This window comes from Bacteroides gallinarum DSM 18171 = JCM 13658, assembly GCF_000374365.1.
Classification (GTDB): domain Bacteria; phylum Bacteroidota; class Bacteroidia; order Bacteroidales; family Bacteroidaceae; genus Bacteroides; species Bacteroides gallinarum.
Genome location: NZ_KB894117.1, coordinates 106,043 through 131,873, shown reverse-complemented (window position 1 = coordinate 131,873; position 25,831 = coordinate 106,043). Strand labels below are relative to the sequence as shown.

Sequence of the window (25,831 nt, the reverse complement as noted above, 5' to 3'; positions counted from 1 at the left end):
TATGAAAGAATTGATGACGAAAATCCAGGAGACTTACGAGGCATTTGCAAAAGATGCCCTTCTCCAGGCCGAAAACGGCAACAAGGCTGCCGGGACACGTGCCCGCAAGGCCTCTCTGGCAATAGAGAAAATGATGAAGGAATTCCGCAAAATCTCTTTGGAAGAATCCAAGAAATAACAGGCGGTCTTCTTCATTCAAGGATATGAAATTCATATCCGATACATACAGAAAATAGAAAGCGTTAGCTTTTGTTTTGCACCGAAATCTGTTAAATTTAATATACAACTATTTAACCATTTGTAAATGAGTAGTTTATGAATTTTGTTTCTGAAACAAGAAACAAATCAGGAACAAAAATGGTTTTTTAGGTAAATCCTCGTTTTTTTGTTTGCATTACTTTTCATTCCTTTCACTTGCTTGCAATCAAAGCACCAATCCAAGCTATTACTATGCTTTCTCATCCTGATTCAATATATGTTTTTTCATATATCCAGGAATTCGCAGCGAAAAGAGAAAAGTATTGTTTTCAATGATCGGTATCAATATGTGCAAAGTTAAAAATAATCATCCAAGCAATCAAATATTTGTCTATTTTTAGTTTACTTTAGTTTAGCATATATATAGGCTAATGGACTAAACTAAACTGTTTTTGCTCACTCTGCCACTCCCTTTTTAGACCGCAGAAAGTGGACTCCCTTTGACTCCATCCTTTCTCTTTTCGCTGCAATATATTCCTTTATAAGTTTACGAGTAAATATTTGTCCCTATAAGCATTCGACTTCGGGCTATTTGATGAATTGTGCCGCAAAGGTATTTGTCATGTCTTTCTTGTATGCAAGGTATCCTTGAGGTTCACAACAAAATCTCCACCTTGCTTTGCAGCGGTAGTATTTGGTCGTGAAACCTTGCATAAAGAGCCATGACACCTTATGAAGCGACATAATTAATCAAGCCTGAAGTAGTAAATGCTACATGAGGGAAAAAAAGAAAACTTAAAATAGAATTATATGGCAAATTATGCGACAAACATTTTCTACGCAAGTACGGAAAACCAAAATGACCTCAATAAGATAGAGGCTTTCTTGGATGACAATTTCAGTTGTTATGCAAACAAGTATGGTAATTCTGTTGATGCAGAATTTCCTTCCCGGTGGGAATATCCAGAAAAAGAAATGGACCAATTGGTTGCCTCACTGGAAGCAAAAGATAAAGTCTATATTAAAATTCTAACTTATGAATTTGAAAATGAATATGTGAGTTTTAGAATCTTCTCTCAAGGCAAGTGGGAAATAAAAATATAATAGTGATGAGCAACAGAACATTTGATAACGAAAGCGATATTATAGGTTTATCCTGTACTTTATCCACGGCTTATAAAGGCTACACGGAAGGTGTAATTGTGGACGACTATGGCACTACCATAGTTGTCCGCCTTGAAAGCGGCAAAGAGATTTCAGTATTCCGAGATGAAATTATTATTCATGATTAAGCAATATGGCACAGATAGCAACAAAATTCGTTCAATGGGATGTTCCGGAGCTGGCAACATTACAAGGCAGCCGAGTGTATAAGTTGCGGGAACATCTGAATAATGGCGGCAAACTCAATAGAGAAGACAAGAATTGGATTACTCGCAACGTGAGCGAAAGCACCTATTTCAAACGGGGGATTGCCTTGAGCGGTTATCATTTTGATTTTTCCGATGTTCTCAAGCGGTATTTCGTCAAACAATACGGGCATATCCAAGAATATTATGCCATAGACAAAACCGCATTACGCTCAATACTGTATGGCAGGATTGAGGATATAGTTGAAGTAGTACGTTAGAATACATGGCTTATGGGAAAATTTGAATTTTATCAAGACTGTAAAGTCAAAAGTTGGGAAAGAGACTATTTCACTGTGGAAGCCAACAGTTATGAGGAAGCAGAGGCAATCGTCCGGTCCTGGCGTTGCAAAGATGTTTCGAATATCATTGACAGCCGTCTTTCTCATGGAAGAAGTGAGGCTTTGCGTGATACTTCCGAGCTTTTGTTTCCCGAAGAAAACGATGGTTACTCGACTATTGAGATTTTCAACCAGGAAGAAGAATCTATCATGACTAATGCACTAAACGAAGACAATTATGAACGTAACGATTGAACACCCTTTTTGCCCTTACTGCAGCGAAGTGACAAATCTATATTTCAGAATTATTAACACGCTTCTTTTTTCAAAAGACGAAAACGAACTTCGCACAAGCATGGAGAGTCTAAAGAAAGAGACCCGGCTTGACGAGTATTTCACGTTCGGCTATGGGGCACACCATCTTTGGATATGCAAACGAAAACCGAGCGACAAAAACAAAATCTTTCCACACCGCATCATGATGATCCAATTCTGACATGGAGCCTCTGTACTATACGGACTGGAGTTGAATATTCAGTTCCAGCCCGTAACTTCATTTACCGCAATAACCTTTTATATCCAAAACTTCATTGAGACGCAGATGGCCATTGGCCGGACAATGATTTTTGCCGGATTATCCATTTATATTCTCTTTTGGCTGCGCCATATCCCTTTATAAAATAGAAGCTGAAACTCGCATAACGCGCCCGTTCCGCTTTGTCTCCCAATCGGGCTTCAGCCCTTTTTTCATTTTGCCTTCTTTTCCCTCATTTCTCTTGCCGGATAAAGGCTGCAACACCGATACGCCAGCACCCCTTTGCCAATTCTTCGTCTTACGGCCTTTCCCACGCCGCAGCTTATACGCTTACTGCCAGTACGGCATATCATCCTTGCCGCTTCAAATCATGAGACATGGTGCTGTTTCTCGCCAGAAGCTCTTCTTCCTATGCCAGCCGAGAGTTGAAACCAATTCGTGCCCATTGACAGCACCGTCCGTCTTTATTATTCCTTTAACCAGTTGCCAATTGTTTTTCCTCTTCTTTTTCGTGACTGCTTTCTATTGAAGTCGCCATATCGTTTTTCGTTGCAAAGTTAGTATGCAGCCGGGCGCGACCCATGGTCTTGACCAATGGCGTAACAGTACAAATCTTCCTTTATCAAGCCTCCGGTTTGGGAGAACCCCAAAATAAAGAGTATTTATACGTTATCCTTGGTGCATCCCTTTACTGCACCTACTTTTTATGCACCGTAAAACTGATTTATTAACTTCAAAAAGCAATCGAAATGAAAAAGTACGAGAACAATTTCGCAGTAACCGGTTATGTCGCAAAAGACGCCGAGGTTTATCAATTCACTAACACAAGTGTTGCACGTTTCCCTCTGGCTGTTGCCCGCCAGGAGAAGATCGGCGAAGAAACCAAGCGCATATCCGCTTTCATGAACATTGAAGCGTGGCGCAAGAATGAAAATTCCGGGTCGTTTGACCAGCTTACCAAAGGTACGCTGCTGACCGTAGAAGGCTACTTCAAGCCTGAAGAATGGACTGACAAAGATGGAGTGCAGCACAACCGCATCGTGACGGTTGCAGTCAAATTCTATCCGGCTGTCGAGAAGGAGGAAGAAGTTCCTTCGAAACCGGCAAAAGAAGCGAAAAAGGGCAAGAAGTAATCCCTGTTTTCCTGACAAAGCGGCTTTCGGGCCGCTTTTGTTTTGCTCGAAGCCTTCCGTAATATAGCCTTTTGTATTTCACGTTTTCCCCTTTTATTGCAATGCCTGAAATTCCCTACACGCCTATTTCGAAAGCCCGGTTATTTCTTCTGCAAAGTTTGATTGCCGGTTGTTTGTCCTGTCAAGGAACGCTTATGCTTGCTGCTGAAAAATCTTCCTTTCCGACATGTCGGAAAGAGTATTTTTCGCATCCTCCTTGCCTGACAGACCGCCAATCTTGTGGGCAGAAAAATAATCAACCTTCCGATACAGGATGTATCAGAGGGAAATAAAAACAATTAAAAATTTTAATGATATGACATTCAGAGCATTTATGGCAGAGAACGGGTATAACGTACAGACTACTTTTTGGGAAGATTTTTCAGCGGCCGACATTTTCGGGTTATCGGCTATTCAGGACACTTTCAACCGTGCCTTTGAAGAGTGGAAAGGCAACTGCAAGTACCTTACGGAATTGGTGTTGGTATTGAATCACAAGATATGGCAGCACTATAAAACGAAACCGAATGTGGCGGCGTTGTATGATGCACTCTGGAGACAGGCAGACCAGTATGCGGTTGAGAATCTGAAGGACGAAGAGTTAAGCTATTATTATGACGTAACGGACTGATTGTATAACAAGTTAATGTAAATTGAGTATGAACACGAATAACAAGCCAAGCACAGCAGGAAGGACAACGGCTGATGATATATTGCAACGAGACGCACGGTTCAGATATATGCTGTTAGCCAGGATGCAGTCAGATTGTGAGTATTATTTGGATTACGGAGGCAGAGACCCCAAACGCCTGTGGGCAGGTGATGAAGAACGGCAAATCGATTTAATGATAAAGTTGCACGACAGCTTCAAGGAAGGAGAAAAGCCGCAGTGGCTGACAATGGACAAGATTTTGGAATACAAAAAGGAAATGAATAAATGACACCAAGCCCCCTAAAAGTCAAGCAAAACCTTTGGGGGGCTTATATTGATATAACGAGGACGCTATTCATGACGCAGTTTTCCTCTTTTAGTTTTCCTTTTTTACTGTTCCCTTGCGTGAACAGTTGGCAGCAATGATTATTTATCATGACGGAAGCTGCTTTTGCTGAATCCGCCGAATATGCCCTTCACGATTTTGCAAAAGACATAAAGTACCAATACTACGACTATAATTTCTCCCATATCCTTTTTTATATTTAGCGTTACAAATTTCCAATAAGGGTCAGAGGCTTCCCTAAATATACTTAAACTGACAGGCAAATCCGTCACTAATATGGCATCGGTTGCCTTGACTTCCTATTTCCGATTTCCAGGTACGCGGCCAGGTTTCCTGCTGAGTGCCACATTGTACTTGCCTAAAATTTGGTACACAGTACTTTTGCTCTTGACATTGCAATGCGCCATGATTTCATTGACTGAATAACCGTTGTTGTACATGTCCACAGCTATTTTATCCCGCTCGGTCTTGCTCAACATTTTGCTCGTCTTCACCGGTACACTGATACTCTGTTGCAGGCGTATCACCCGGTCAGATGACTTGCGTAATACAGCCACTTCTTCCGGAAGAGATCCGAACATGGTCAGCACCTCCGCCGCCGTCGTGTCCGGAAACAATTCACCACGGGAGTCAATCTTGTCATGGATGGAAATAATGCGAACCACTTTGATCCGGCATAACTCTATCAATGCGGCCAACTCCCTCAAACCGCGCACGGCGTTACTGAATTTCGAGACAACCAGTTCGTCCCCTCTCTCAAGATTTGTCATGAGCTGTTTCCAGCGAGGTCTGAGCGTCTCGTGCTGGACTGATTCCTCTATCACTTGTACACAACCGTACTGGCACATCCATTCCTTGTCCGCATCATATTCATCATACGAATTTGCCTTAAATATATAACCAACTTTTGCCATGTCAATATCCAATACAAATGATAACAAGTGCAAATATACAAGTTTTATTTGAGTGGCCAAATCAAACCATTATAAAAATCGAACTATTTATTTTTTCGTCCTTTTTCCTTTCACTTGTTTTCATTGATAATCATACTATTAAGTACGATATTGAAAAATACACAAAATACAGTTCCAATGGTATTAAGTATAGAAAATTATATATAGTTTTGCGTGAAATAGTACGAAAACATATAGTATGAAAATTCAAAAAACGAACCTTAAAGCATCAAGTTTTTTACACATGATAGCTGCCGCTTCAATCACGGTATGCATGTTCACATCATGTAATGGCGGATTGACTGAACAGTCCGAAAGCGATCCTGCCGGTACATACAGAAATTATCTGCTCGAAGTAAGGAAGATGAAATCTGTTTCATTTGAAGAGCTGTCAGAAAACCTTTGCCAATGGCAAGCCATAAGAGATTCCGTTTTTAACCATGTCCGGCAGGACACGGTTGGGATCCATGGTCAAGACCTTCGTAAAACATGCGAAGGCATACATGATTCCCTACGCGTGGAGTTCTCGCGTCTGGCTTTGTCAAGGCCACGTTCCTATCAGGAGTTATTCCTATTGAAAAGAAAACTTTCATCTAATGACAAAGACAATGGATTAATCCGGACCGTGGAAAAGATCCGTCCATTCTTTGAGTCATTAGATAAACGCCCAATCCATAAGGGAGACAGGAAGCAAATCATTTCGGATTATCGTACTTTGCTGGCCAACACTCTCCGAAATGGCATACACGGGACAGATGACATGACAGAGTTCATCGGAAAAGAGGATGCTATTTTTCGGGCGTTCTTGCCATATCTGTGCAGCATTGGTGATGAAGACATTTCCGATATAACGCGTGATACGGAAAAATGCTGTTTGCAGATTTTGTTTGCCGCCGAACGTAAAGAGATACCTCACCAGGATGCCCTCGTTTACCTGGCCATGCGAACCAATCGCAGACTGATACTTAATACCGGAACCTGCATCAATGACATTCATAATCAAAAGGTCCAAACAAAAGCACAAGCCTACGCATATATCTGGATGCTTATGCGCCCATACGTTTCTATGGACAGTTTCCACCTGTCGATGCTTTCTTCCAAAGACCAGGAACAGCTTGAACGGTTTGCCGTACAGACTCCGGCCATATTTGAGACTTTGTGCCGAATCTTGAACTCGGGAGACAACCGCCTGGATGAATTACCCGGAATGCTTATGGAGATTTACATTCACACGCTATAAACATAAAATCAAATGAATATGCTACGACACTTTCTGAAAGACTTTATGACGTTTGTCCCCCTTCAGTTGCCACAGCTGCTCGATGTAACCACTATGGAGGAGCCGCAGTTTTACGGGGACTATGTCCTGCTGACTTTTCCATTGCATGATCCTTATGACCTGGAAGAAGTGATGGATATGCTGGAGGATGATATGGAACTGATTGTGCTTTATCATCACATTCCTATGCAAGACGAACCGTTCGGCCATAGTACATGCGCTTACTCCAATCCATCTTTCGGCCAAATGTTCAAGGTGAACGCTAAGACTGATTCCGATGGCAAGGTCCATACCATCCTTGTAACCATATATGATTCACTTGAACAAATGTACGGGGATCTCTGCCTTGACTTGCAACTCCATTCTAAAAGCGGAAAGCTGAAATACCAGAAGAACAAGGAGGACATACTTATTGACTTTTTATAAAAACAACATCATCATGAGAAATACATTATACAGGCAGATGGTCTATTGGATCAATGCCCACCGAACATGGATAGAGGTCGCAGACGACAACCTCTATAAAGAACATATCATCTCAAGAAGTGACAGGACGGACTACCTTGTCTCCCGAACTTTGGTCCTGCGGGCGTTCAAGACAAACGGAACATACCTCGAAGGTACCACATGGGCCATCCCTGAACATGAACTGAACAAAGCTTTGGCTATCTATCGCAAACAGGACCGGTCATTCAAGCAGCGAATCAAAAAAGCTGCAATGAACCTCACGGCCGTGGATGCCGAAACCATTATCCGCTTGGCAACTTATGATATTGTCCACTTGGAACTCAGAGCAACACCTATACACGTACCCGAAAAACCATATTACTTATGTTACTGAAAATATTGCAACTCATCTTTTGCGTGACCCCTCTTGTACTGTCATTGATATTGTACAAAAAGCCATACCGGTTTATGGCAAAGTTTCACGCTTCCATGAAACAAAACATCAGAGCCCGCAAACTTTATACACGGGTGATTCTGTTCCTGCTACTGCTTTTCCACTATGTCTATGCAAGTGGACATGCTGGTGAATTCGGCATCCTGGTATCAACCGTTATCTGTGCCGCTATGTTCTCGTTCAAGCTGGCGGACAGGTGTCTGAGCCGTTTGCATGATTCCATGAGTCTGTTTGCCGGCATCAGTGCTATAACATTGGTCAGCTGCTTTGAACCGTATCTGTACACTACTACCGTAACTGCGTACTATATTCTTTTGGCAGCCTTGTTCTATCCCTCTGCTCCGGTCACAGCCGAATGCGATGATGAAGAAAAGGCTGAAGGAACGACAACGCATCCTGAAACGATATCCGAAAAGAAACACGATAATCATCACGCGATGGTGTCTTTGAAGCGGACAAAGGCAGCATTTCAGAAACTCCGCACTGTAATAATCATTAAAACAAAGTAAAATGGAAAATAGTCAAGAGAATACGACCTTTATATTGGCAGATGTCAAGGTGTTCGATTTCCTGAAGGAGAAAGCCGGAGACCGTAAAACGAAGACGGAAGCGTATTGGGACCTGCTGGACAGATCAATGGCAGGTTTTGTTTCTCCATTTGTAAGAAAAGTGGAGCGAAAACTTCTTCCCAACCAATGTCATGTGACAATCTCCGATCTTGCGGAATTCTGGCATTGGCATCGTGCCACTGTCCGAACCTTTCTGGATGCTCTGGAATCTTTCGGGCTACTTGAACGCACAAAACTTAATAAAAGCGTCATCATCACCATGACCGTGCAGTCTGGAAAAAATGCAATAGCCGGAACTGAACAGGAAGAGCCGGACTTTGCCACACGAATCGGCAGTATATTGTCCGAATGGGTCATCGGCAAAAAGACATCGGAGGATGCCGGTCATTCATGTGGTCAGGCTCTTTGCCAGGCATTAGCCGCCATTGCCGGTAAAGATAATTCTCAGGCTTCCGGCAACGGCACCGATACGGTATCGGCAGAAGTCGTCAGACAGGAAGAAAAACTAAGGGAAACAATATTAGAGTGTATTGCCAATGCCGCTCTCCAGCGTGTGTTGCGTAAGTCAAGATTCGATAACAGTTCACAACTGTCGCAGTTCTTCACCCTTGACCTCGGCGGTGAATGGGGCGCGTTTATCGAGACCGCCAAAGAGCTTGCGGAGCTTGTATTTAATCCCGAAACATCCGGCGCAGGTGTTGATATGGACAGGAACAAAGAACTCCTTAAATCGTTCCGTATTCCCTTTTTATCGCTTGCGGCAAAAGCCCAGACATTGTCGGACTGAACCGGGAAACGAAAATGAATTGTATAACCAGGAACAATCCATCCCTATCTCAGTCCTGACATCCTTCCAGTTTTATGAGGCAAGTGGGCTTGCCCACATGCCACGAAACAGAGGGAGTGGGTAGCCTAATACCCCTGCCGACTAACGTCGCAGGGAGGCATGTCCGAACAAGCAGCAAGCTGGGACATGATGGATTGTACAAAACAACACGGAAACAATATGGCAAATGCAAAACAGGTACTTGACGTACATGTATCCAAAGGGATAACAGTGGCTCAGAGTAATGAACATATGCGCAATTGGACAGAGAAAGGTTGGAAAAGGGCTACTGACCTTGGTAATTATGACACGACACGTGAACACCTGAATTTTGAAGTCGTATCAGGAGGTAAGATCCGTCCTATCGACAAAGGCCGGAGCATTCCTGAGCGAATGGCTGAACTGTTGCATAAACGAGGCATAAAGGATCCCAATGAAGGTTTGGAAGAACCGAGATTCCGTACAGTCGTAAATATCATTTTTGGGGGCTCTCGCACACGGATGCAGGAACTCGCATTTGGCAAGCAGGAAGTCGATTTTGAAAAAGGTGCGGACAATAGACACATAAAAAGGAAGAGTGAGATTGAACGTTGGGCAAAGGATGTCTATTCATTTGTCTGCGGCAGATATGGTGAACAGAATATTGCCGCATTCATTGTACATCTGGATGAGTTGAATCCACATGTGCATTGTACTTTGCTGCCAATCAAAGATGGGAAGTTTGCGTACAAGGAGATATTTGCCGGTAAGGACAAATATGAATTCAGCGGGCGCATGAAACAGCTTCATACGGACTTTTATGCAGAAGTCAATAGCAAATGGGGCATGTCCAGAGGCTCAAGTGTTTCCGAAACGGGAAAGAAGCATCGCAGTACAGAAGAATACCGTCGTATGCTGTCAGAGGAATGCTCTACAATAGAAGAGAATATCAGCCGCCATCAGCAAGTCCTTTCCTCTCTCCATTCGGACATCCGGATGGCAGAGCGCAGGGTCAAGGGCTTGACTTCAATGGTGGAAAACTTGAAAAAGGAGCAGGCCGAAAAAGAAGCCCAATTGTCGGCACTCAAAAATGATATGGAAGCCCGGAAAGGTGATGCACAGACTTTATCTGCCGAGAAAGAAAAGCTCGAAAATGAGCTGGCCGCTATCCAGAATAAATTGGCAGACAAACAGGAGAAGCTACAGACCGCTGACCGACAACTTTCCGAGCTCAAGGAAAATATGGATGCCATTCAGGAGCGGACAGAAGAACTGAAGGAAGAAGCATACAAATACTCGCGTGATGTACATTCCAAAGTGGACAGTCTGCTCAAGGATGCCATGTTGGAGAATATGGTCAATGAGTGGCGGGAAATGTCGGCACAGATGAAGCCTTCCGAACGGCAACAGTTCGATGACACGCTCCTGTGTTCCGTGGCGGAACGGGGGACGGAAGTCATGCGCTGTGCGACAATGCTGTTTCTTGGAATGGTCGATGATGCCACAACATTTGCCGAAACACATGGCGGCGGAGGTGGCGGAAATGACCTCAAGTGGGGACGTGATGAAGACGAGGACAACCGTGCCTGGGCTCTCCGGTGCATGAAGATGGCAAGTCGCATGATGCGTCCTTCCAGTGGCAAAAAAGCCAAACGATAAATGGCAGAAATGTATTATAATCAAAGTTATAACAAATGTAATAGTCAAGACTTGTTCTGACATTTTCTATACTATCGGACAAAAAAAGTGTCCGATGCCATCTGCGAAGATACGCAACTATTCTCACTCTCACAACCTGGTGAGCCAATAACCTGCTCATCAGGTTGTATTTTCCCTGCATCCTGCAATTGATATCTCCTTGCCACCTCCATTCCTTCGAGGAAAGTCTGCATGGGTGTTTTCCCGAAACAGTATTTCCCGGAGTGCGTCCTTTGCGTGTTATAGGAGTTCATCCAAGTGTCAAGGTCTGCCTGCAGTTGTTCTATCGAGGTGTATATCTTCTTTCTGAAAGCGATGGCGTAGAATTCGTTCTGGACAGTCCTGTTGAAGCGTTCACAGATGCCGTTTGTCTGCGGGCTCTTGGCCTTGATCTTGGAATGGTCTATGTCCTCGATGGCCAGATACAGTTCGTATTCATGAGTTTCCCTGTTTCCGCAGTATTCGGTTCCCCTGTCCGTGAGCATCCTCATCAGTTTCAGGTCATGCTGCTCGAAGAACGGAACCACCCTGTCATTGAGCATGTCCGCCGCCACGAGCGCGTTCTTCCTGTCGTAAAGTTTGGCGAATCCGATTTTGGAGTAAGTGTCAATGACGGTCTGCTGATAAATGTGCCCCACTCCTTTGATATATCCTACATAATAAGTGTCTTGGGCAACAAGAAAACCGGGATAATAGGTTTCTATCTCTCCATGAGCTTGCTTTTCTTCTTTTGCTTTCTCCAATGCCGCCACCTGGTTCTCGTCAAGCACGATGCCTTCCTGCTCCACCTTGGTCGAAAGTGCCTTCAGGCGTTTCTGGAAGGTCTCCATGTCATGCCTGAGCCAGATGGAGCGCACTCCTCCGGGAGATACGAGTATGCCTTTCTTGCGCAGCTCGTTGGATACGCGTACTTGTCCCAAAGCCGGGTTGTCTATGGCCATCTGCACTACAGCCTGCTCTATGCGCTCCTCCACGCGGTTCTTTATCACCGGCTTTTTACGGGAAATCTCCTGCAGGGCCAGTTCTCCGCCCTGCTCGTACAGTTCCTTGAAACGATAAAAACTGTCACGGCTGTATCCCATAATCTTGCAGGCTCGTGACACGTTTCCCAACTGTTGGGACAGCTCAAGCAGTCCCAGTTTGTTCTTGATGACTTTTTCTGATGTGGTCATAACTTAATCTGCTTTTATGTTACAAATCTACTCTTTTTATGCGTAACTGTCAGATTAAGTCTTGACTAATTCATAACAAATAAAAATCATTTGAATATGACAAAACAAATCATTCTTATCTTTGCCGTTCTCTGCTCCGTGCAGGTACAGGCAAATTCACGATATACAGAAAGAGATACTGTACAACATGAGTTCTTCCATGATGCCACAGAACTGTTCCAACCCCTCCAGCCGGTCTATCTTGACGGTGTGGTAGTGCCAAGAACCGGGAGTGGCAATTGGTTTGTCAGTGTCACCGGAGGTGCAACCGCTTTTCTCGGAACGCCTCTTGGCTGCGAAGATCTGTTCGGACGTGTGAAACCCTCGTACAACCTTGCCGTCGGAAAATGGTTTACTCCTGCCGTTGGCGCCCGCATACATTACAGCGGTTTGCAATTCAAAGATGCCGGGTTATCCACGAAAAATTACCATAGCGTCCATGCAGACCTGCTATGGAACCTGCTTGGTTATCGGTATTCCGGACAGGAGCAGACACGCTGGGGACTTGCCCCATTTGTCGGAGTCGGACTGATACACAATTCCTCCAACAAGACTTCTCCTTTCGCCTTCTCATACGGTATTCAGGGACAATATCGGATTTCAAAACGGGTAAGTGCAGTACTGGAGTTCTCGGGGACAACAACCTCACAAAAATTTGATGGCTATGGCCGAACAAACCGCCTGGGTGATCATATGGTATCACTGACAGCCGGATTCACCTTCCATCTCGGGAAAATAGGTTGGAAACGAGCTGCTGATGTCACGCATTACATCCACAGGAATGAACAGCTCATCGATTATTCCCGTGCCTTGTCCGAGAAGAACAGCCGCTATGCCGGACAACATGACCGCGACAAACGAACGCTTGCTGAACTGAAGAAGATTCTGGAAATCGAAGGTCTGCTTGATACCTACGGGCACTTGCTGGAAGATGAGAAGAATGGACAACAAAGATATCCTGTAAACAATTATAGTGGGTTGAACTCATTGCGTGCAAGACTGAAACACAGACATTGGGACGGAATATCTCCTCTCGATACGGCATTCATTCATAACAACAATAACAACAAGGACAAACAGAATCCGGATTCCCTGGTATCGAATAAATTCATAACGGCTGAAGGGCACAATCCCATGGTTGTGAATCATGTCTCGGATAGCTGTATCGGAGCTCCTGTATATTTCTTTTTCACTCTTAACACGGCCCGCCTGACAGATGTTTCACAGAAACTCAATCTGGATGAATTGGCAAGGGTCGCAAAGAAATATGACTTGCATGTAAGAGTTACCGGGGCTGCGGACAGTTCTACAGGGACATCCGGCATCAATGATTCATTGAGCCAGTCAAGAGCGGACTTTATCGTTTCGGAACTGAAACAGCGCGGCATTCCTGCAGAAAGGATCACAAAAATCAGCAGAGGTGGAATTGCCGACCATCTGCCGACCGAAGCCAACAGACACACGAAAGTTGAACTGTTTTAGCCATAGAGAATCTATTATTAACCAAAAGCCTCTCCGCTGTGAAGCGCAGAGGCTTTTTACTTGATACCTGGTATGTACGTATTCCGAAAGGAATCATTTGGAGGCTTCCAGTGATTCTTTTCTGAACTGTTTCAGAAGCTTTTCAAGTTCAAGTGACGCTTTACGGGCACGCATTCCTGCTGCCTTATTGCCTTTTTCAATCTGAAGTTTGGCATTCTCTGAAAACTGAGCGAACAATTCGCTGATCTGAGCAAATGAATTTTCCATATTACAATACATTTATATAATACAATACGTTGGCAAAGATATTGAAATATATCATTCTTTTGTCAGAACGCGTTCTGTTATATCATGAATAGCATGATAATGCCATTTTTATACCCATTTCTATATTCAATAAATTGATATTCTCTCTCATCACCGGCTTTCCTTGCCGGAGAGATTTCATATGCAAAGGTACAGCGACGGACGGTCGCCAAGTACCGCTGTGCTAACGGCTCCCGGATCTTCACGGCAGCCTTCCACAAATCGAAGATTTGGGTATTCCGCTTTATCCTGTCACTGTTTACTTGTCTTGTTCGTCCTATGCTCGCTGTCTGTCCTGCATAAAAATCATTCCCCTACAAGAAGCCGGAAGAGCTTCGATAAGAGGGAAAACAAAAACAATGTTCAACAATTAAATTATTACGATTATGCCGAATTGGTGCAGTACTGCGTATGTGATAGATGGCGACGCAAAAGAAGTGAAGCAACTGTATGAGTTGATGAAAGGACTGGAAGAACGTAAGACACCTTCAGTAGAAAACGGATTTGGGACTACTTGGCTGGGATGTCTCGTGGATGCTTTGGGTAAGGATTGGAACGATGTACGTTGCCGTGGCTCTTGGAACGGACTTGAAATGGACGGTGATGTATTGAAGTTTTCCACAGAAACAGCGTGGGCCCCATGCAGTGAGACATTTGACCTTGTGAGGGAAGCGTTCCCCAATCTTCGCTATTACTTTCAGGCGGAAGAGCCAGGCATGGAAGTATATGAAACAAACGATGAATTTGGTACATATTTCAGTGACAGGTTCTTCTTGGACGCATGTTCCCCAGAGGAAGAGTATCTCAGTGAATATTTCGAGACCCAAGAAGATGCGTTCGCTTGGCTTGAAGAAAAATGCGGAGAGCCGATAAAGTCAGCAGAGGATGTCAAGGCACTTGACGAACGCTGGCAAAGCAAGAGCGAAGATGCCTTCTGCTACCTGCATGAATTTCAAATAGTAAACTAATTCAATCCGACATCAGCAAATGATTCCCGAGCATTATTTGTTCGGGAGTCTTTTCTATACTTTTATAGACCGCCTGTTTTACAAAACTGCGCTGGAGCTGCATACCCTTTATATTCGGCCAGGTTATTCCTCTTGTAAGAAATATATGATTTCCTACCTGCCGGCACTTTCTTGTCGGAGAGATTTTATATGCGAAGGTACAGCGACGGACGGTCGCCAAGTACCGCTATGCTAACGGTTCCCGGATATTCACGGCAGCCTTCCGCAAATCATAGATTTGGGTATTCCGCTTTATCCTGTCCACTGTTTACTTGTCTTGTTCGTCCTATGCTCGCTGTCTGTCCTGCATAAAAATCATTCCCTGACAAGAAGGCCGAAAGGCTTCAAGAAAAGGGAAATAAAAACAACAACTTAAAATTCAGAATTATGCACAGCAGAGTTTTTCAAATTTCAACAACACAGATAGACAAGGAAAACTATCTGAACGAAGACACCCTCAATCAGGGCGACAACAGTTTTTACGATTATTGTGCCGACATCAGCGATGAAGAGCGCAAGGAAGAGATAACCAATTTAGTCAATTCCATCCTGCCGAAAGGAATGTTCGAACTTGTATCGGAAGACACGATACGTTATACAGGTGATGGCATGGAACAATGGAAAGAGAAGTATGTCGCAGAAATCCGGAAGAAAGCGGACGCAATTACTGTCGAAAATATGTTTGAGTGGAGTTCTACATATTACCTCAAGCAGGCAATAGATAATCCGCTGGATACCGGCTATCATTTTTATCTGAATGGAGACGGATGCCAGTCATTTGCCGAGCCATCCTTTGAGTTCATGCTGTTTGTCAGCTCTCTTGAACCCGGCACTTTGCTCTATGTCGGAGGCGTCATTGATTATCACTTCTGACGGTATATGTCGTATAGCCACCCGCTACCATGCGGGTGGTTTCACCCAACTCATTTAATGAAGTACAGCAATCGAAAGTATTACAATGAAGACAAAAACACTCCATAGTCAGGATGCAAAAAAAGTTGGCATCAGCAGTTTTCCCAATTTTCACAAGTCAGGAAGCATCAGTGGAATGAAAAAAGCCTATTATGGACGGGACGCCCTGCTTGTGCGTTGTGGCAGTTATATTTACAATGTGTCAAGTGCCCCTGAAATATACTACAAAGTAGCACATTAGTATTTTAGTAAAGTAGTAAAATAGTAGAATAGTAAATAAGTAAAATAGTAACATGAAGACTTGCAGAAAAGATTTTCAAGGCAGGAAAAGCACAGCGGTTCTTAAATTGCTTTGCCGTAATATAGCTGCCGGACGTTTTAACTGGCGGAGATACTGTACGCCTCAGACTTATTTCGGTCAGGAGATTTGCGTTACACCATTGCACTGTTCCTATGGCCAAATCGGCTACACCGTGCATTTCCCTTACTCCAACATGCCGGAAGTGGAATATGATTGGGAAATGGGAAAATTGACAGTAGATGAAGAAAACTGGAAAGAATATTTCCGACATAGCGAACAATGACAAGGGGCTGGCATTCACACCAGCCCCAAATCCTTTTCATTCATCGTCGCATTCCACCGCTATATTCGGTCTCCTGCTGTTCCTCCCTGTATTCTTCCAGGTCGTTCAGTTGCTCATTCACGCCCTGGAGATTGGCATCCAGTGTCATGTTGTGGTCATAAGGGTAATGATGCTTCACGGTCATGCCCGCGTTGGTCATCGTCCCCACATCCAGCGAGTCCCTGTCCCTGTTGTAATTGACATGCAGCACGTCACCGTTCGGCATTTCGAAGACCGGCATCTTGTGCCGCGTCATTTCCGCAAACTGTTCCGCAGCCATCTCCCTCGCCAATGCCTTCACATCCTCGCTGGCCCTGTCAACTCCATATCTTCGGATATGGTCTCGTACTTCCTGTTCGGTGTATTTCAGCATCACGTCATAAGTTCCTCCTACACTACCGTTATACACGACAGCGAAATGCTGGTCTTCAATCAGCAGATCATCGCCACGGTTCTGCAAAGGAGAGGCATAGGTGTACTGTTCATCCATTCCGTTCCCGTCGTAATACTCTTTCGCAAGAGTGAGCAGCCCGTTGTAGTCCCCTTTGTCTTTCAGTGCGTCAAGTCGGTTGGTATCGTCCGCCATTTGCAGATAGGCTACAGAAGCATAATATACCTTTTCCTTCGGGGTTTCCGTCCGTTCTTGATTTTCGGTCTTTTCCCTTTCTATATCCCTGGCTATCTGGTCTATTTTCTGCGTGATCATGGATGATGCCTTCTTCACGTCCATAAGTACGGTCTTAATGTACTGGGGTGACTCCTTCAGGTTATCCAGCCACGATTTCAGATACGGACAACTGTCCTCTTTTATATGTTTGGCCATTCCGTAGCGTTGGGAGATCAATGCACCGCACAATTCGGCCACAAGTTCTTCATCGCTATACTCCTTTGAACCGAAAGAGGTCGGTTGGAAACGGTTTAGCACACCTTCCGCTCCAGTCGAATGTCCCATCTCATGGAACAGTGTTCCGTAGAATGCTTCCCCGTCCTTGAACTGCACCTTCTCCGGTACGGTGATTTCATTCTTGCTAATCGAATAAAAGGCATCATCCTGATGTTTTACGTTGATGGGACATATCCATAGATTGTCGCGTATCATCCTCTCCACCGGTTCGAAGCTGAACATTTCACCTTCATGGACGAATGGACGGCCGTTTTCCTTTTCCAGCTTCTCCCACAGTTCAGGACGAGCCTCTTTCAGATTCGTCTGGGCGACGTTGAACACGCGGAATACCTGCATCTTGGGATACACGTTATACTCTTTCTTTTCGTCCTCGGACAAGTTTTTGTAATCGTCATACTTGATCTTCTCCTTGGTCTCCTTGTGGATGCAGGTAAATGTGGTCAGCATGACGGGAAACGATTTCTCGCCTTTCAGTACCGATACCCTCGGCAGTTCCTCGCCGTTCTTGCCCGGTTTGTTCAGTCTCTGCACGCAATCAAATGTGCAGAATCTCGGAATAGTGTATCCTTCCTTTTCGCAGTGCAGCATGAGCATAAGCGCATTCATACCATTGTATTCGCGTCCGGACAGATTGCGTGGCCACTGAAGGCTGCCCTCGGTGAACCAGGGCTTCTTCCAGTCCTTGCTGATATTCTCCAGCTTTTCAATCATCATTTCCGCAAAGAGGTCGAGAGTCTTGTCTTCGCTGTTCGGCCCATCTGTATTTTGTCTCCTGTAGCCTGCCATAACCGTTACTGATTGGAGTTAGACGAATCTGCGACACATTGTGTAAGTTCCTCTACACGGCAGGATACATTAGGCTTACCGTTATGGACAGTCAGGCCCATCTCGCCCTTGGCATCGATCTTCACACCAGGCTGGAGCCATTCTTCACGCTGCCTGTTGAAGCAGAAGAAACGTACCCATTGGTACTCAAAGCCGTCAGCGACTTTCTCCGTGCTGAATGCCGAGAACATCGTGTAGGACTGGTCTTTCTTGTCCTTCTTTTCCTCGATGTTCTTTCCGACCTTTCCACAGAAAACCATCTCTCCTTTGAGAGTATTGGCCGCATCGGCAGCCACATCGCGGATCTCGTTTGCGAAAAGGTTGAAATAGGTCCTGTCGCCCCTGTGCTTCAGGTACATCGTACCGTCAATCTCGACACGTGAGCCTTTCCTGTAGCAGGAGGCTTCCTCCTGACCGCCATCTTTGCTCACATCGATCTCGACAGGCTTTTCCTGACCGTCAGTTGCAGGAACCATTATCTGAAGAGGGAACGTAAAAAACGGTTTTCCATCCTTGTTTGTGCGTGTAGTAGCATCGCGGTTGATAATACCGCATACAGTAACATTACATTTAATCATAACTCGTTTTGTTTTTAGAATGGTACATATCATCCGGCAAATGCTGGTTATATTGATGTTGAAGGTCTGAGAGCATATTCTAATCGGGCGCACGGATCATTGCCCAGACAAGCCATCCGGCAACGAGCAGCTGCACTCCCACGATAAGGAATGTTGCCGTCAAGCCAAACAGCTTGTAGCAGGACAGGACATACAAAGCCAGGTAGGATAATCCTGCCAGATACTTGCATAGCTGTATCATCACGCATTTTATCATATCGCCATGCTTCATCTTTTCAGATTTTCCGTTTGTCCTCGCTGCTCGGACATGCCCTGTTCGAAATTCTGTGAAGCCATTTCCGAAAGGATGGCAGTATTCAGCAATCCCGTCACGCGCATCCGCTTGGCTTCATCCGTAAGGCTACTGTTGTTCAGCACGGCCGACAGCCGGCTCAATTCTGCGGAACTCAACTCGCGCGATATATGCTGTTCGCCGTTATCCGCCTGAAGGACGGCTTTCCCGTTCTCTTTCATGGTCAGACTACAGCTTTTCATGTCAGGCAGCAGTGGTTTCAAGTCGATCTTTCCGCTATCCATGGCCCCCGAAACGGCGGCTTTCTGCTCTTCCTCGTTCTTGCTGTCAATCTGAACGGCCAGCACCATCAGTGAGGTAAAGGCCGTCATGGCCATCTCCATGACAGGGTCATTGCATCCGGACATGCCGACGCCACTGTCCTCCGAGGACAGCAGCTTTTTCATCCAGTCTTCGGTAGAAAGAGGTTTCTCGATTTTCGGTTCTTCCGTACTGCGGTATTTCGCGAGCAGGTCATTGCCGTTGTACAGCACCTGCTGCTTGATATTGCCTTTCTGCGCAATCTCGGCCAGATATGCAGCCGGGTCGATGTCACGGCGCGTCCCGTCCGAATGGATGTTCACCACCCCGAAATGCAGGTGCTCTCCCGTGGTCCGTGTTCCCGTGTTGCCCGAGGTTCCAAGGCGTTGTCCTGCCTTGACACTGTCTCCCGCCTTGACTGCGATATCGCCAAGGTGCATATAGGTACACTGCACCTTGCTTCCATCCGGGCGGCTGTATTCGACGGTTACACTCTTGCCTCCGGCAGAGTTGGCATTGCCGTTTACCGAAACGACCTTTCCGCCGTTTTCCGTGGCCAGCACCGCATCGCCTTTGCATCGTATGTCAAGCCCCTTGTGCATCTGCTGCTTTTCTTTGTCCATCGGGTCCTGACGCATTCCGAAAGCGGAAGTGACAAAGAGGAACTCCTTGCGTTCCACCGGAAATGAATAGGCTTCTGCCTTTTCTTTCTCCTGGAGAGGATTGCTTTCCAGACCGAACTGCTTGCCCTGCGCGGCCATTTCCTGCATGACCTGACGGTCGTATTTGTCCAGGCCGTTCTGCTCGATGATCTTCTGCAGAGTCCCGGCATAGTTGCCCCCGGTCGCGTAACCGGCTTTGGCTATACCTTCCGTCCATCCTTTGTAGTCATCGGGACGGAGATTGAAACATTCCGCGTAGCGGCTGTTCTCCTTAAGGAACCTCGAATGGTGTTCATAGGAGTCTCCTACGTTATCATAGCTGCAGAATTTCTCGTTCGGCTTGTCATCCGAATACAGGTTGTACCGGCCGCCTTCCGCAATCCATGACTGTGTGGCCTTGATGCCGAAATGATTGTTTTCCTTGCGGGCCAGTTCACTCTGTCCGTTGGAACTCTCAAGGATTCCTTGTGCAAGTGTTACCGAAGCGGGGATGCCATACCGGCGCATCTGCTCCATGGCGTACTCCGCATACTTGTCTGCATATTCTTTATTTTTTCCTGCCATATCATTACCTCCTCATGCTTGAACGCTGTTCATTTTCTTCCGGCTCAATCCTGCGTTCGGACTGTTTCTCCTGTGCCGTATCAAAGAGAGTCCGTGTCTGGCCGTTTCCGGCTGTCCTTTCTGTTATGCCCGTTGTTCTGTTCCGGGCATCCGCGAGTCCTTCTGCATCCCGTATCACCACTCTTGCACCGCTTCTCGCAAGTTTCTGAAGGAAAGTATCGAGCTGGCTGACTGGGAATGTCACGGAAGCCGTAAAGCCTTTTTTCATGTCAGCCTCGTGCTTCTCCATTTTCAAGGCAAGCGTTTCCGTTACCTTGACGGCATCCTCGTTATAAGCCGTATAGTTGTCACCGGTTCTTACAAATTGGATAGCGTCCGGGTGTTTGGCCTTTATCTTGTCCCAAGCCTCTCTCTGCGGACTGACGGATTCAACGGTACGCTCTTCTCCATTCTGTCGGCTGACAGCTTCTCCCTGCCGTATCTCGGTTTCCTTCTCCTGCTTTTCCCCGGCGTGTTCCTCCTGCGACTGTCCCTTTTGCAGTATATCGGCAAACAGCGAGGCAGCCAGGTGCCGTTTGTAGCTGTCACGGTCTTCCGCCACCCACATGCGCTGCCATTGTTGCGGTGATACACTGCGCGGCTGCAGTTTCTGCCCGTCAATCGTTACGGCACACAGTACACCGTCCTGCTTGGTTTTGAACACGGATACACGCTGTATCCGGTTCAGGTCCACGTCCTGTGTTCCGCTGTTGAACAGATCGACTTTCAGGTCGGGCTTGATTTCAGCAAGCGCGTAATATTTATGAGCCAGTTCCATGCGGACCTTGTCTATATTATCCATGGACTGCTTGAGTGTGGAAAAGAAGCGGTTTATGTCTTCCTTGTCGGGGTATATGCTATAACCTCTCTGATGCTCCGGCTTTATATAGAGAGCCCATCTGTTCTTGTCGTCCTGAATCATCTGGATCTTGTCAAATCCTACTTCGTTGGCCCGTTTTACTGCAGGGCTCACGTTCAGGGTCGAAAGCACTTCCAGGGCCCAGTTGTTCAACCGTGCCAGAGAGACCTGCTTCTCGGCAAAATACTTGTCATCAGGTCTGTAACCCAAGGCTCCGTCCGGATTGAAGAAACGCACAGTCTCGATGCCTTCCCGACGTAAAGCACGTCCGATACGGGCTTTGTTCATGCCGGGAATCTCGTTGTCCACCTCCGGTGATGCCCCGGCGGGAAGGATCACATCAGCCGACTTTGATACGGGATCTATGACAAGGACAATGGTTTTCTTGTCCTTGTCCGGACGTTTCCGTAACTCATCGGCCACGAAATAATGCTTGGGCAGCTGGTCCTGCATGTCAGATGTCTGTTTCCTGTTCCGCAAGGTGGCATATTCGATTTTCTCTCCACGTTCCGCTTTACGGATAACTTCGAGAGCATTGTTCACGTCACTCTCGAGGGCATCTATCATATTCGGGTTCTCTTTGAGTTCCCGGTCCCAATATTCCACCAAACTGAGACTTTCGTCGGACAAGCGGGCTGGCAGTCCCAGCTCCAGCATCTTGATTCCCGATGCTATTTCCACGACCAGCCGTTCCTGTTTGACGGCATCGTCGGAAGGCGGCATACCGTTTTTCATCACCATTCCCTCGCGGGCAAGCCGCTGCTGATGTCCGGTGGCACTCACTATCTGGCGCAGGGTTTCCTGCACATAATCGTTGTAATGGTCAAAGTTCTTTTGGCGGGGCATATAGACGGCATCTTTGTCCGTTTCATAATGGGGCATTCCGCTGCCATCGTAACGGACCGGCACAAGGTTGTCACGCATTTTCAGCAAGAAATCATTGAAGCGGATATGCATACGCCGTGTGTCTGCCTCCGAATATCCTCGTTCCATGGCATTCCCATCCTGTTGCAGAACGGCCCTGTAAGCCTCTTCGTCCACATGGGGAAATGTCGTCTGGTCTATATTGAACAGAGTGCGTATCTCTCTGTTATGTACTCCCTTATATTGTTTCTTCTGCTCATCGTCCAATGTGAGGTAGGTTCCCCGGTTGATGAACTCTTCAGGATTGTTCCTGTGGACATATTTGTTCCAGTTATAGTACAGGAACGGCACACCCTGTTCATGCTCACGTACCGACGTGCCGCGGGCCTTGGCATCACTGAACAAGGTGAACAGGTTCGTATTGCATCCGTTCCGATCGGAATGCAATGCCATGAACAGTGCATTGAACGGGCTGGCCGACACGCCGTGCGGGTATAGCCTCGGATACCTCTTTCCAGAAGCGTTGAGCCAGTAACCATTGGCCTTCGAAGCCTCTCCCAAAGCAGTGGAAAGCAGACTGATTTGCCTTTCCTCTGCATTTTTCTCTATTTTGGATTTTTCTTTCATACAGTATATGTTTTGGGGTTATATGCTACTGGATACCTCGTGTACGCACGATAGTCTCCTGTTGTCCGTTGTCGTAATTGTCCGAGGCCCTTTGACGGAGCTGTTCGCTTCTGGCGAGTACGGCGTTTGCCAGCGTGTTGAGCGGTAAGGCTCCGGCCCGGTAAGCGTCAGTCACGGTCTGCGATAATTGGATAGTACAGGGTACACGGTCAATTGTCGCGACAAGCATGTTGCCTTGAAGTACGGGATTCGTGATGCGGGGATTGAGCGGTTCGTCAGGATAATGGCGGTATTGGGCTGCGCCTCTATTGGCCGTGTTCATTTCGCCTTCTGACCGTTCACGCAGCACTTCATGCCCGGCCTTGTTCAGCAGGTTCGCCCCGCCGAGACCGATAAGGAGCATCTTCAGCAGCGGATTCCGCACAAACATACCGGCCACTATGCTGGCTATAGGCAGCAGGTTGTCCTTGATGTTCAGGGACTGTGTCTTGCCTGTAAATACTCCCAGCAGAATATCCGGCAGCATCGCCATTACATAGCCGAGATTGCCGGCAATGTCTCCCATGCCGCTCAGTCCAAGGGTGCCGAGCAGATCTTCCCATCCGCCCGTGTTGCCGTTGGATGCCGGCGTTTCAGACAGGTCATTCACGGGATGTACCCCTGTTTCCTGCATGACCTCCGGCTCTTTTTCCGGTTGTACCGATTCCTGATGTACCTGTTCCGGCTCTTCCGCATCCGTTTGGTTCTTTTCCTCCAGACTTTTCAGGTAGGCTTCTTCCTGCCCCGGTGCGACGACCAGCGGCACATCCTTGTAGCGTTCCGGCCGTTCCTGTTTCAGCTTGTCCTGCAAGCCTTTCAGGAACGGGAACGGCTGCTGCTTCTTCATCCAGTCCGTAAAGTTGAAATTGCAGACCGGTATCTGTTTCTTCAGCTGCTCATTGGCGGTCGCCGTGAAACTGTCCTTGTCTGCGGTCATGGTGGCTGCTTCACGCCGGAAATCTTCAAACACATTGTGTTCGCTGCCGAATACACCCTGGCTGATACATTGTTCGACTGAAATCGACTTGGGGTCTTCCGGCTCCAAATGCGCCATGGTGGCGGAGACGGCAGCATCCACACCGATGAATCTGGCGAATGCCGCCCACGAACCGGCACCGCCCAGCATGACGGTATCCGCCGAGGCACCCAACAGCCATCCCGCACCCTGCTCGACCTTGCTCGGCCGGTAAGCGGCCTCGCCACGCTTCTCGATCTCCTCGGCAAGCGGGGAACGGCTCAACATCTGCGGCAGGCCGAACAGGCTTGATTCCGCGGCCTTGCGGATGATATAATCAGCCGAAGACTTGGGCATACGGTCTTTCACCAGTTTGTCTATCATCTGCTGTTCCAGACGATAGTCCATGTAGGCATAGGCGAGATCGCCGCCAAGCTGTTCCGACAGTTCGTCGTACCGTTCGCGGCCGATTTCCTTCACGACTGCATCACGCCATTGCCCGGCCATATACGCAAGGTCGTGCTGTATGTCTTCCGATGCGGCGATTTTCTCCTTGCACATCTCTACATAATCTTCCGTTGTCTTGGAGTTCCATTCGCCGGTAACTTTGAGCAGCTGGTACGGGTCGTTCAAAGGTAGGGCTGAAGAAGCCATCATGCTGAGAACCCCGCCAAGGGAGGTGGAATATTCCTTCATTTCCTCACCTTGTTTCCGGGCAAGATAATCTCTTGTCTCATCCATGACGGAAGCAAGGTGGTAACGGAAATAGTCATCCGAAAGACGTTCCAGTTCCGCGAATCGTCTGCTTTGTTTTATAGTTCCGTCCATAAGTATCCTATATCATATTTATCTGTTTCAACAGTTGTTCTTTTGTCTGTTCAATCGCATTGTGGTACACTTCCATCTGTTTGGGGAAGAACTCCTCCAGCCATGCGTCTTTCTCGATGTTGTCATGGATGAAGCGTATCGCCTGTTCACGCTCTATCTCCACGGAGGCTTCACCTTCCTCCCGGTTGTTGAACCATGCCTTTGTCCACCAGCGGACACCGGCCCGGTCCGGATATACGGACACGATACGCGGTATGTCGAAGCTCTGGATGTCGATGTCGAGTTCAGCCAGCGGATCAATGATGCCGCTGTAGCTTACGGCTTCGTCATGGAGTTTTTTTTTATGTCTCCGCTCATGGTGGAGAGGTACACGTTGTGACGCAGGGCCAGGTAATGCAGGAAATCAGCGATGAGCAGGTTCTGTACCTTGCTGACCAGCGGGATGGATTTATGTCCCAGTCCGAGAGGATTGGCCATGCTCGGCATGTTCTCGTAGAAATATTCTCTCATCGCCCCCATGGTGAAGATGTGGCGCAGGGACTGCTCCGTGTGCTCGGGCAACACGTAGGCTCCGCGTTGCAGATCCTCCATGTAGTACGGCAGGAAACGCAGCATCAGTTCCTCGATTTCCCGTTTGTCCTTGTCGTAATCGGTCTTCACGGTCATTTCCAGATCCGGGAATGCCGCCGTTTCATGTCCTCCCGCCTGACGAAGCGCACGGATGTTGCCGTAAAGCATGGTCAGGAACTCCAGCGGGTTCAGTTCCTCTCCCTTGAACCGGGCTTCGACGTGCAGCCTGTCACCGCTCAAGGCCACAGTCTGACCGGCTTTCACGCGTTGCCCGAACTGCGCAAAGACATTTGACAGGTGTCCGTATGTCACCTCATATTCCCCGTACCGGATAGTCTGGCATATCCCGTGTACCGGATCATTGCCGACCCCTGACACGATTCCGCTTGCGACGGCAGACAGCCTGTAATATCGGGCGTTGAAGTCAATGCCATGGTGGAAAAACGGCTTGCCCGTTCCCGGGTCGGTCTGTTCGCCGTAACCGAGAGTCATTTCCACCTCCTTGCCCTGGGGCTCCTCGAAAGGCATACAGTAGCCGCTCTCGGAGTGAAGTATCATTTCTTCTGTATATTTCATTTCGTTCTGT

General features: G+C 46.9%; 31 protein-coding genes. 20 read left to right on the top strand and 11 right to left on the bottom strand.

The annotated features are described in order from the left end of the window. Position 1 precedes the first annotated feature (1 nt). From C233_RS0103525 to C233_RS0103485, 9 genes are all read left to right on the top strand, one after another. Positions 2 to 178 carry a histone H1-like protein Hc1 gene (locus C233_RS0103525; protein ID WP_018666035.1) on the top strand — a complete coding sequence of 59 codons (177 nt, stop codon included), beginning with the start codon at positions 2 to 4 and terminating at the stop codon, positions 176 to 178. Between the two features lie 830 nt (positions 179 to 1,008). Beyond that, a complete protein-coding gene (locus C233_RS0103520) occupies positions 1,009 to 1,302 on the top strand; it encodes a hypothetical protein (protein WP_005807229.1) in 294 nt (97 codons plus the stop codon). 5 nt (positions 1,303 to 1,307) lie between these two features. Then, complete coding sequence (locus C233_RS0103515; RefSeq protein WP_005807227.1) at positions 1,308 to 1,490, top strand: hypothetical protein; 183 nt, start codon at positions 1,308 to 1,310, stop codon at positions 1,488 to 1,490. A 5-nt stretch (positions 1,491 to 1,495) separates the two neighbouring features. Then, positions 1,496 to 1,828, top strand: coding sequence for a hypothetical protein (locus C233_RS0103510; protein ID WP_005807225.1), 333 nt, complete (start codon positions 1,496 to 1,498; stop codon positions 1,826 to 1,828). A gap of 12 nt (positions 1,829 to 1,840) precedes the next feature. After that, the gene (locus C233_RS0103505) at positions 1,841 to 2,143 is read left to right on the top strand and encodes a hypothetical protein (RefSeq protein ID WP_005807223.1); all 303 of its coding nucleotides are present in this window, start codon (positions 1,841 to 1,843) and stop codon (positions 2,141 to 2,143) included. Continuing rightward, positions 2,127 to 2,384 (top strand): hypothetical protein, encoded by a 258-nt coding sequence (locus C233_RS0103500; RefSeq protein WP_005807221.1) that lies wholly within the window; start codon positions 2,127 to 2,129, stop codon positions 2,382 to 2,384. The genes C233_RS0103505 and C233_RS0103500 overlap by 17 nt, the downstream gene beginning before the upstream one ends. A 788-nt stretch (positions 2,385 to 3,172) precedes the next feature. Further along, a complete protein-coding gene (locus tag C233_RS0103495) occupies positions 3,173 to 3,556 on the top strand; it encodes a single-stranded DNA-binding protein (RefSeq protein WP_005807219.1) in 384 nt (127 codons plus the stop codon). 355 nt (positions 3,557 to 3,911) lie between these two features. Next, complete coding sequence (locus tag C233_RS0103490; RefSeq protein WP_005807217.1) at positions 3,912 to 4,226, top strand: hypothetical protein; 315 nt, start codon at positions 3,912 to 3,914, stop codon at positions 4,224 to 4,226. A gap of 28 nt (positions 4,227 to 4,254) precedes the next feature. Then, entirely contained in the window at positions 4,255 to 4,536 is a 282-nt protein-coding gene (locus tag C233_RS0103485; RefSeq protein ID WP_005807216.1) for an LPD11 domain-containing protein, read from the top strand. A gap of 356 nt (positions 4,537 to 4,892) precedes the next feature. On the opposite strand, the gene C233_RS0103475 is transcribed toward C233_RS0103485, so the two are convergent. Beyond that, positions 4,893 to 5,507, bottom strand: a complete 615-nt coding sequence (locus C233_RS0103475; RefSeq protein ID WP_008781633.1) for a recombinase family protein — start codon at positions 5,505 to 5,507, stop codon at positions 4,893 to 4,895. Positions 5,508 to 5,745: 238 nt separating this feature from the next. Here C233_RS0103475 and C233_RS0103470 point away from each other — a divergent pair, with 238 nt between their 5' ends. The 6 genes from C233_RS0103470 to mobV all read left to right on the top strand — a co-directional run bounded on the left by C233_RS0103470 (position 5,746) and on the right by mobV (position 10,759). Further along, the gene (locus C233_RS0103470; RefSeq protein ID WP_018666031.1) at positions 5,746 to 6,786 is read left to right on the top strand and encodes a hypothetical protein; all 1,041 of its coding nucleotides are present in this window, start codon (positions 5,746 to 5,748) and stop codon (positions 6,784 to 6,786) included. A gap of 18 nt (positions 6,787 to 6,804) precedes the next feature. Then, complete coding sequence (locus tag C233_RS0103465; RefSeq protein WP_005807213.1) at positions 6,805 to 7,251, top strand: hypothetical protein; 447 nt, start codon at positions 6,805 to 6,807, stop codon at positions 7,249 to 7,251. Between the two features lie 13 nt (positions 7,252 to 7,264). Next, positions 7,265 to 7,666: a hypothetical protein gene (locus C233_RS0103460; RefSeq protein WP_005807212.1), complete on the top strand. Its 402-nt coding sequence runs from the start codon at positions 7,265 to 7,267 to the stop codon at positions 7,664 to 7,666. A 74-nt stretch (positions 7,667 to 7,740) separates the two neighbouring features. Next, positions 7,741 to 8,235 carry a hypothetical protein gene (locus C233_RS0103455; RefSeq protein ID WP_229077946.1) on the top strand — a complete coding sequence of 165 codons (495 nt, stop codon included), beginning with the start codon at positions 7,741 to 7,743 and terminating at the stop codon, positions 8,233 to 8,235. 1 nt (position 8,236) lies between these two features. Continuing rightward, positions 8,237 to 9,082, top strand: coding sequence for a helix-turn-helix domain-containing protein (locus C233_RS0103450; protein WP_005807210.1), 846 nt, complete (start codon positions 8,237 to 8,239; stop codon positions 9,080 to 9,082). 219 nt (positions 9,083 to 9,301) lie between these two features. Further along, complete coding sequence (gene mobV, locus C233_RS0103445; protein WP_005815987.1) at positions 9,302 to 10,759, top strand: MobV family relaxase; 1,458 nt, start codon at positions 9,302 to 9,304, stop codon at positions 10,757 to 10,759. Between the two features lie 71 nt (positions 10,760 to 10,830). Here mobV and C233_RS0103440 read toward each other — a convergent pair whose 3' ends face one another. Continuing rightward, a complete protein-coding gene (locus C233_RS0103440) occupies positions 10,831 to 11,970 on the bottom strand; it encodes an IS481 family transposase (RefSeq protein ID WP_018666028.1) in 1,140 nt (379 codons plus the stop codon). A gap of 96 nt (positions 11,971 to 12,066) precedes the next feature. Between C233_RS0103440 and C233_RS0103435 the strand changes: the two genes are divergently transcribed. After that, positions 12,067 to 13,491, top strand: a complete 1,425-nt coding sequence (locus C233_RS0103435; RefSeq protein WP_005807208.1) for an OmpA family protein — start codon at positions 12,067 to 12,069, stop codon at positions 13,489 to 13,491. Between the two features lie 93 nt (positions 13,492 to 13,584). Here the strand turns inward: C233_RS0103435 and C233_RS0103430 are convergent, their stop codons facing one another. Beyond that, positions 13,585 to 13,758 (bottom strand): histone H1, encoded by a 174-nt coding sequence (locus tag C233_RS0103430; protein WP_005807207.1) that lies wholly within the window; start codon positions 13,756 to 13,758, stop codon positions 13,585 to 13,587. A 425-nt stretch (positions 13,759 to 14,183) separates the two neighbouring features. Here C233_RS0103430 and C233_RS0103420 point away from each other — a divergent pair, with 425 nt between their 5' ends. The 4 genes from C233_RS0103420 (at position 14,184) to C233_RS0103405 (ending at position 16,300) form a co-directional block, all read left to right on the top strand. Beyond that, positions 14,184 to 14,765 carry a hypothetical protein gene (locus C233_RS0103420; protein ID WP_005807206.1) on the top strand — a complete coding sequence of 194 codons (582 nt, stop codon included), beginning with the start codon at positions 14,184 to 14,186 and terminating at the stop codon, positions 14,763 to 14,765. A gap of 426 nt (positions 14,766 to 15,191) precedes the next feature. After that, entirely contained in the window at positions 15,192 to 15,677 is a 486-nt protein-coding gene (locus C233_RS0103410; protein WP_005807200.1) for a hypothetical protein, read from the top strand. Between the two features lie 85 nt (positions 15,678 to 15,762). After that, entirely contained in the window at positions 15,763 to 15,957 is a 195-nt protein-coding gene (locus C233_RS24745; protein ID WP_005815990.1) for a hypothetical protein, read from the top strand. 52 nt (positions 15,958 to 16,009) lie between these two features. Continuing rightward, positions 16,010 to 16,300 carry a hypothetical protein gene (locus C233_RS0103405; protein WP_005815993.1) on the top strand — a complete coding sequence of 97 codons (291 nt, stop codon included), beginning with the start codon at positions 16,010 to 16,012 and terminating at the stop codon, positions 16,298 to 16,300. 40 nt (positions 16,301 to 16,340) lie between these two features. Here C233_RS0103405 and C233_RS0103400 read toward each other — a convergent pair whose 3' ends face one another. The 8 genes from C233_RS0103400 to C233_RS0103365 form a co-directional block, all read right to left on the bottom strand. Beyond that, positions 16,341 to 18,029: a zincin-like metallopeptidase domain-containing protein gene (locus C233_RS0103400; RefSeq protein ID WP_005815995.1), complete on the bottom strand. Its 1,689-nt coding sequence runs from the start codon at positions 18,027 to 18,029 to the stop codon at positions 16,341 to 16,343. A gap of 5 nt (positions 18,030 to 18,034) precedes the next feature. Continuing rightward, on the bottom strand, positions 18,035 to 18,646 hold the full coding sequence (locus tag C233_RS0103395) for a hypothetical protein (protein ID WP_005815996.1): 612 nt from the start codon (positions 18,644 to 18,646) through the stop codon (positions 18,035 to 18,037). Between the two features lie 79 nt (positions 18,647 to 18,725). After that, positions 18,726 to 18,917, bottom strand: coding sequence for a hypothetical protein (locus C233_RS22245; RefSeq protein ID WP_005815998.1), 192 nt, complete (start codon positions 18,915 to 18,917; stop codon positions 18,726 to 18,728). After that, entirely contained in the window at positions 18,914 to 20,464 is a 1,551-nt protein-coding gene (locus C233_RS0103385) for a glucosaminidase domain-containing protein (RefSeq protein WP_005815999.1), read from the bottom strand. The genes C233_RS22245 and C233_RS0103385 overlap by 4 nt, the downstream gene beginning before the upstream one ends. 4 nt (positions 20,465 to 20,468) lie before the next feature. After that, complete coding sequence (locus C233_RS0103380) at positions 20,469 to 22,853, bottom strand: MutS N-terminal domain-containing protein (protein ID WP_005816000.1); 2,385 nt, start codon at positions 22,851 to 22,853, stop codon at positions 20,469 to 20,471. Positions 22,854 to 22,878: 25 nt separating this feature from the next. Continuing rightward, positions 22,879 to 24,675, bottom strand: a complete 1,797-nt coding sequence (locus C233_RS0103375) for a hypothetical protein (protein ID WP_005816001.1) — start codon at positions 24,673 to 24,675, stop codon at positions 22,879 to 22,881. A gap of 7 nt (positions 24,676 to 24,682) precedes the next feature. After that, entirely contained in the window at positions 24,683 to 24,967 is a 285-nt protein-coding gene (locus C233_RS0103370; protein ID WP_025068803.1) for a hypothetical protein, read from the bottom strand. Positions 24,968 to 24,990: 23 nt separating this feature from the next. Beyond that, positions 24,991 to 25,821, bottom strand: a complete 831-nt coding sequence (locus C233_RS0103365; RefSeq protein WP_018666025.1) for a M23 family metallopeptidase — start codon at positions 25,819 to 25,821, stop codon at positions 24,991 to 24,993. Positions 25,822 to 25,831 lie beyond the last annotated feature (10 nt).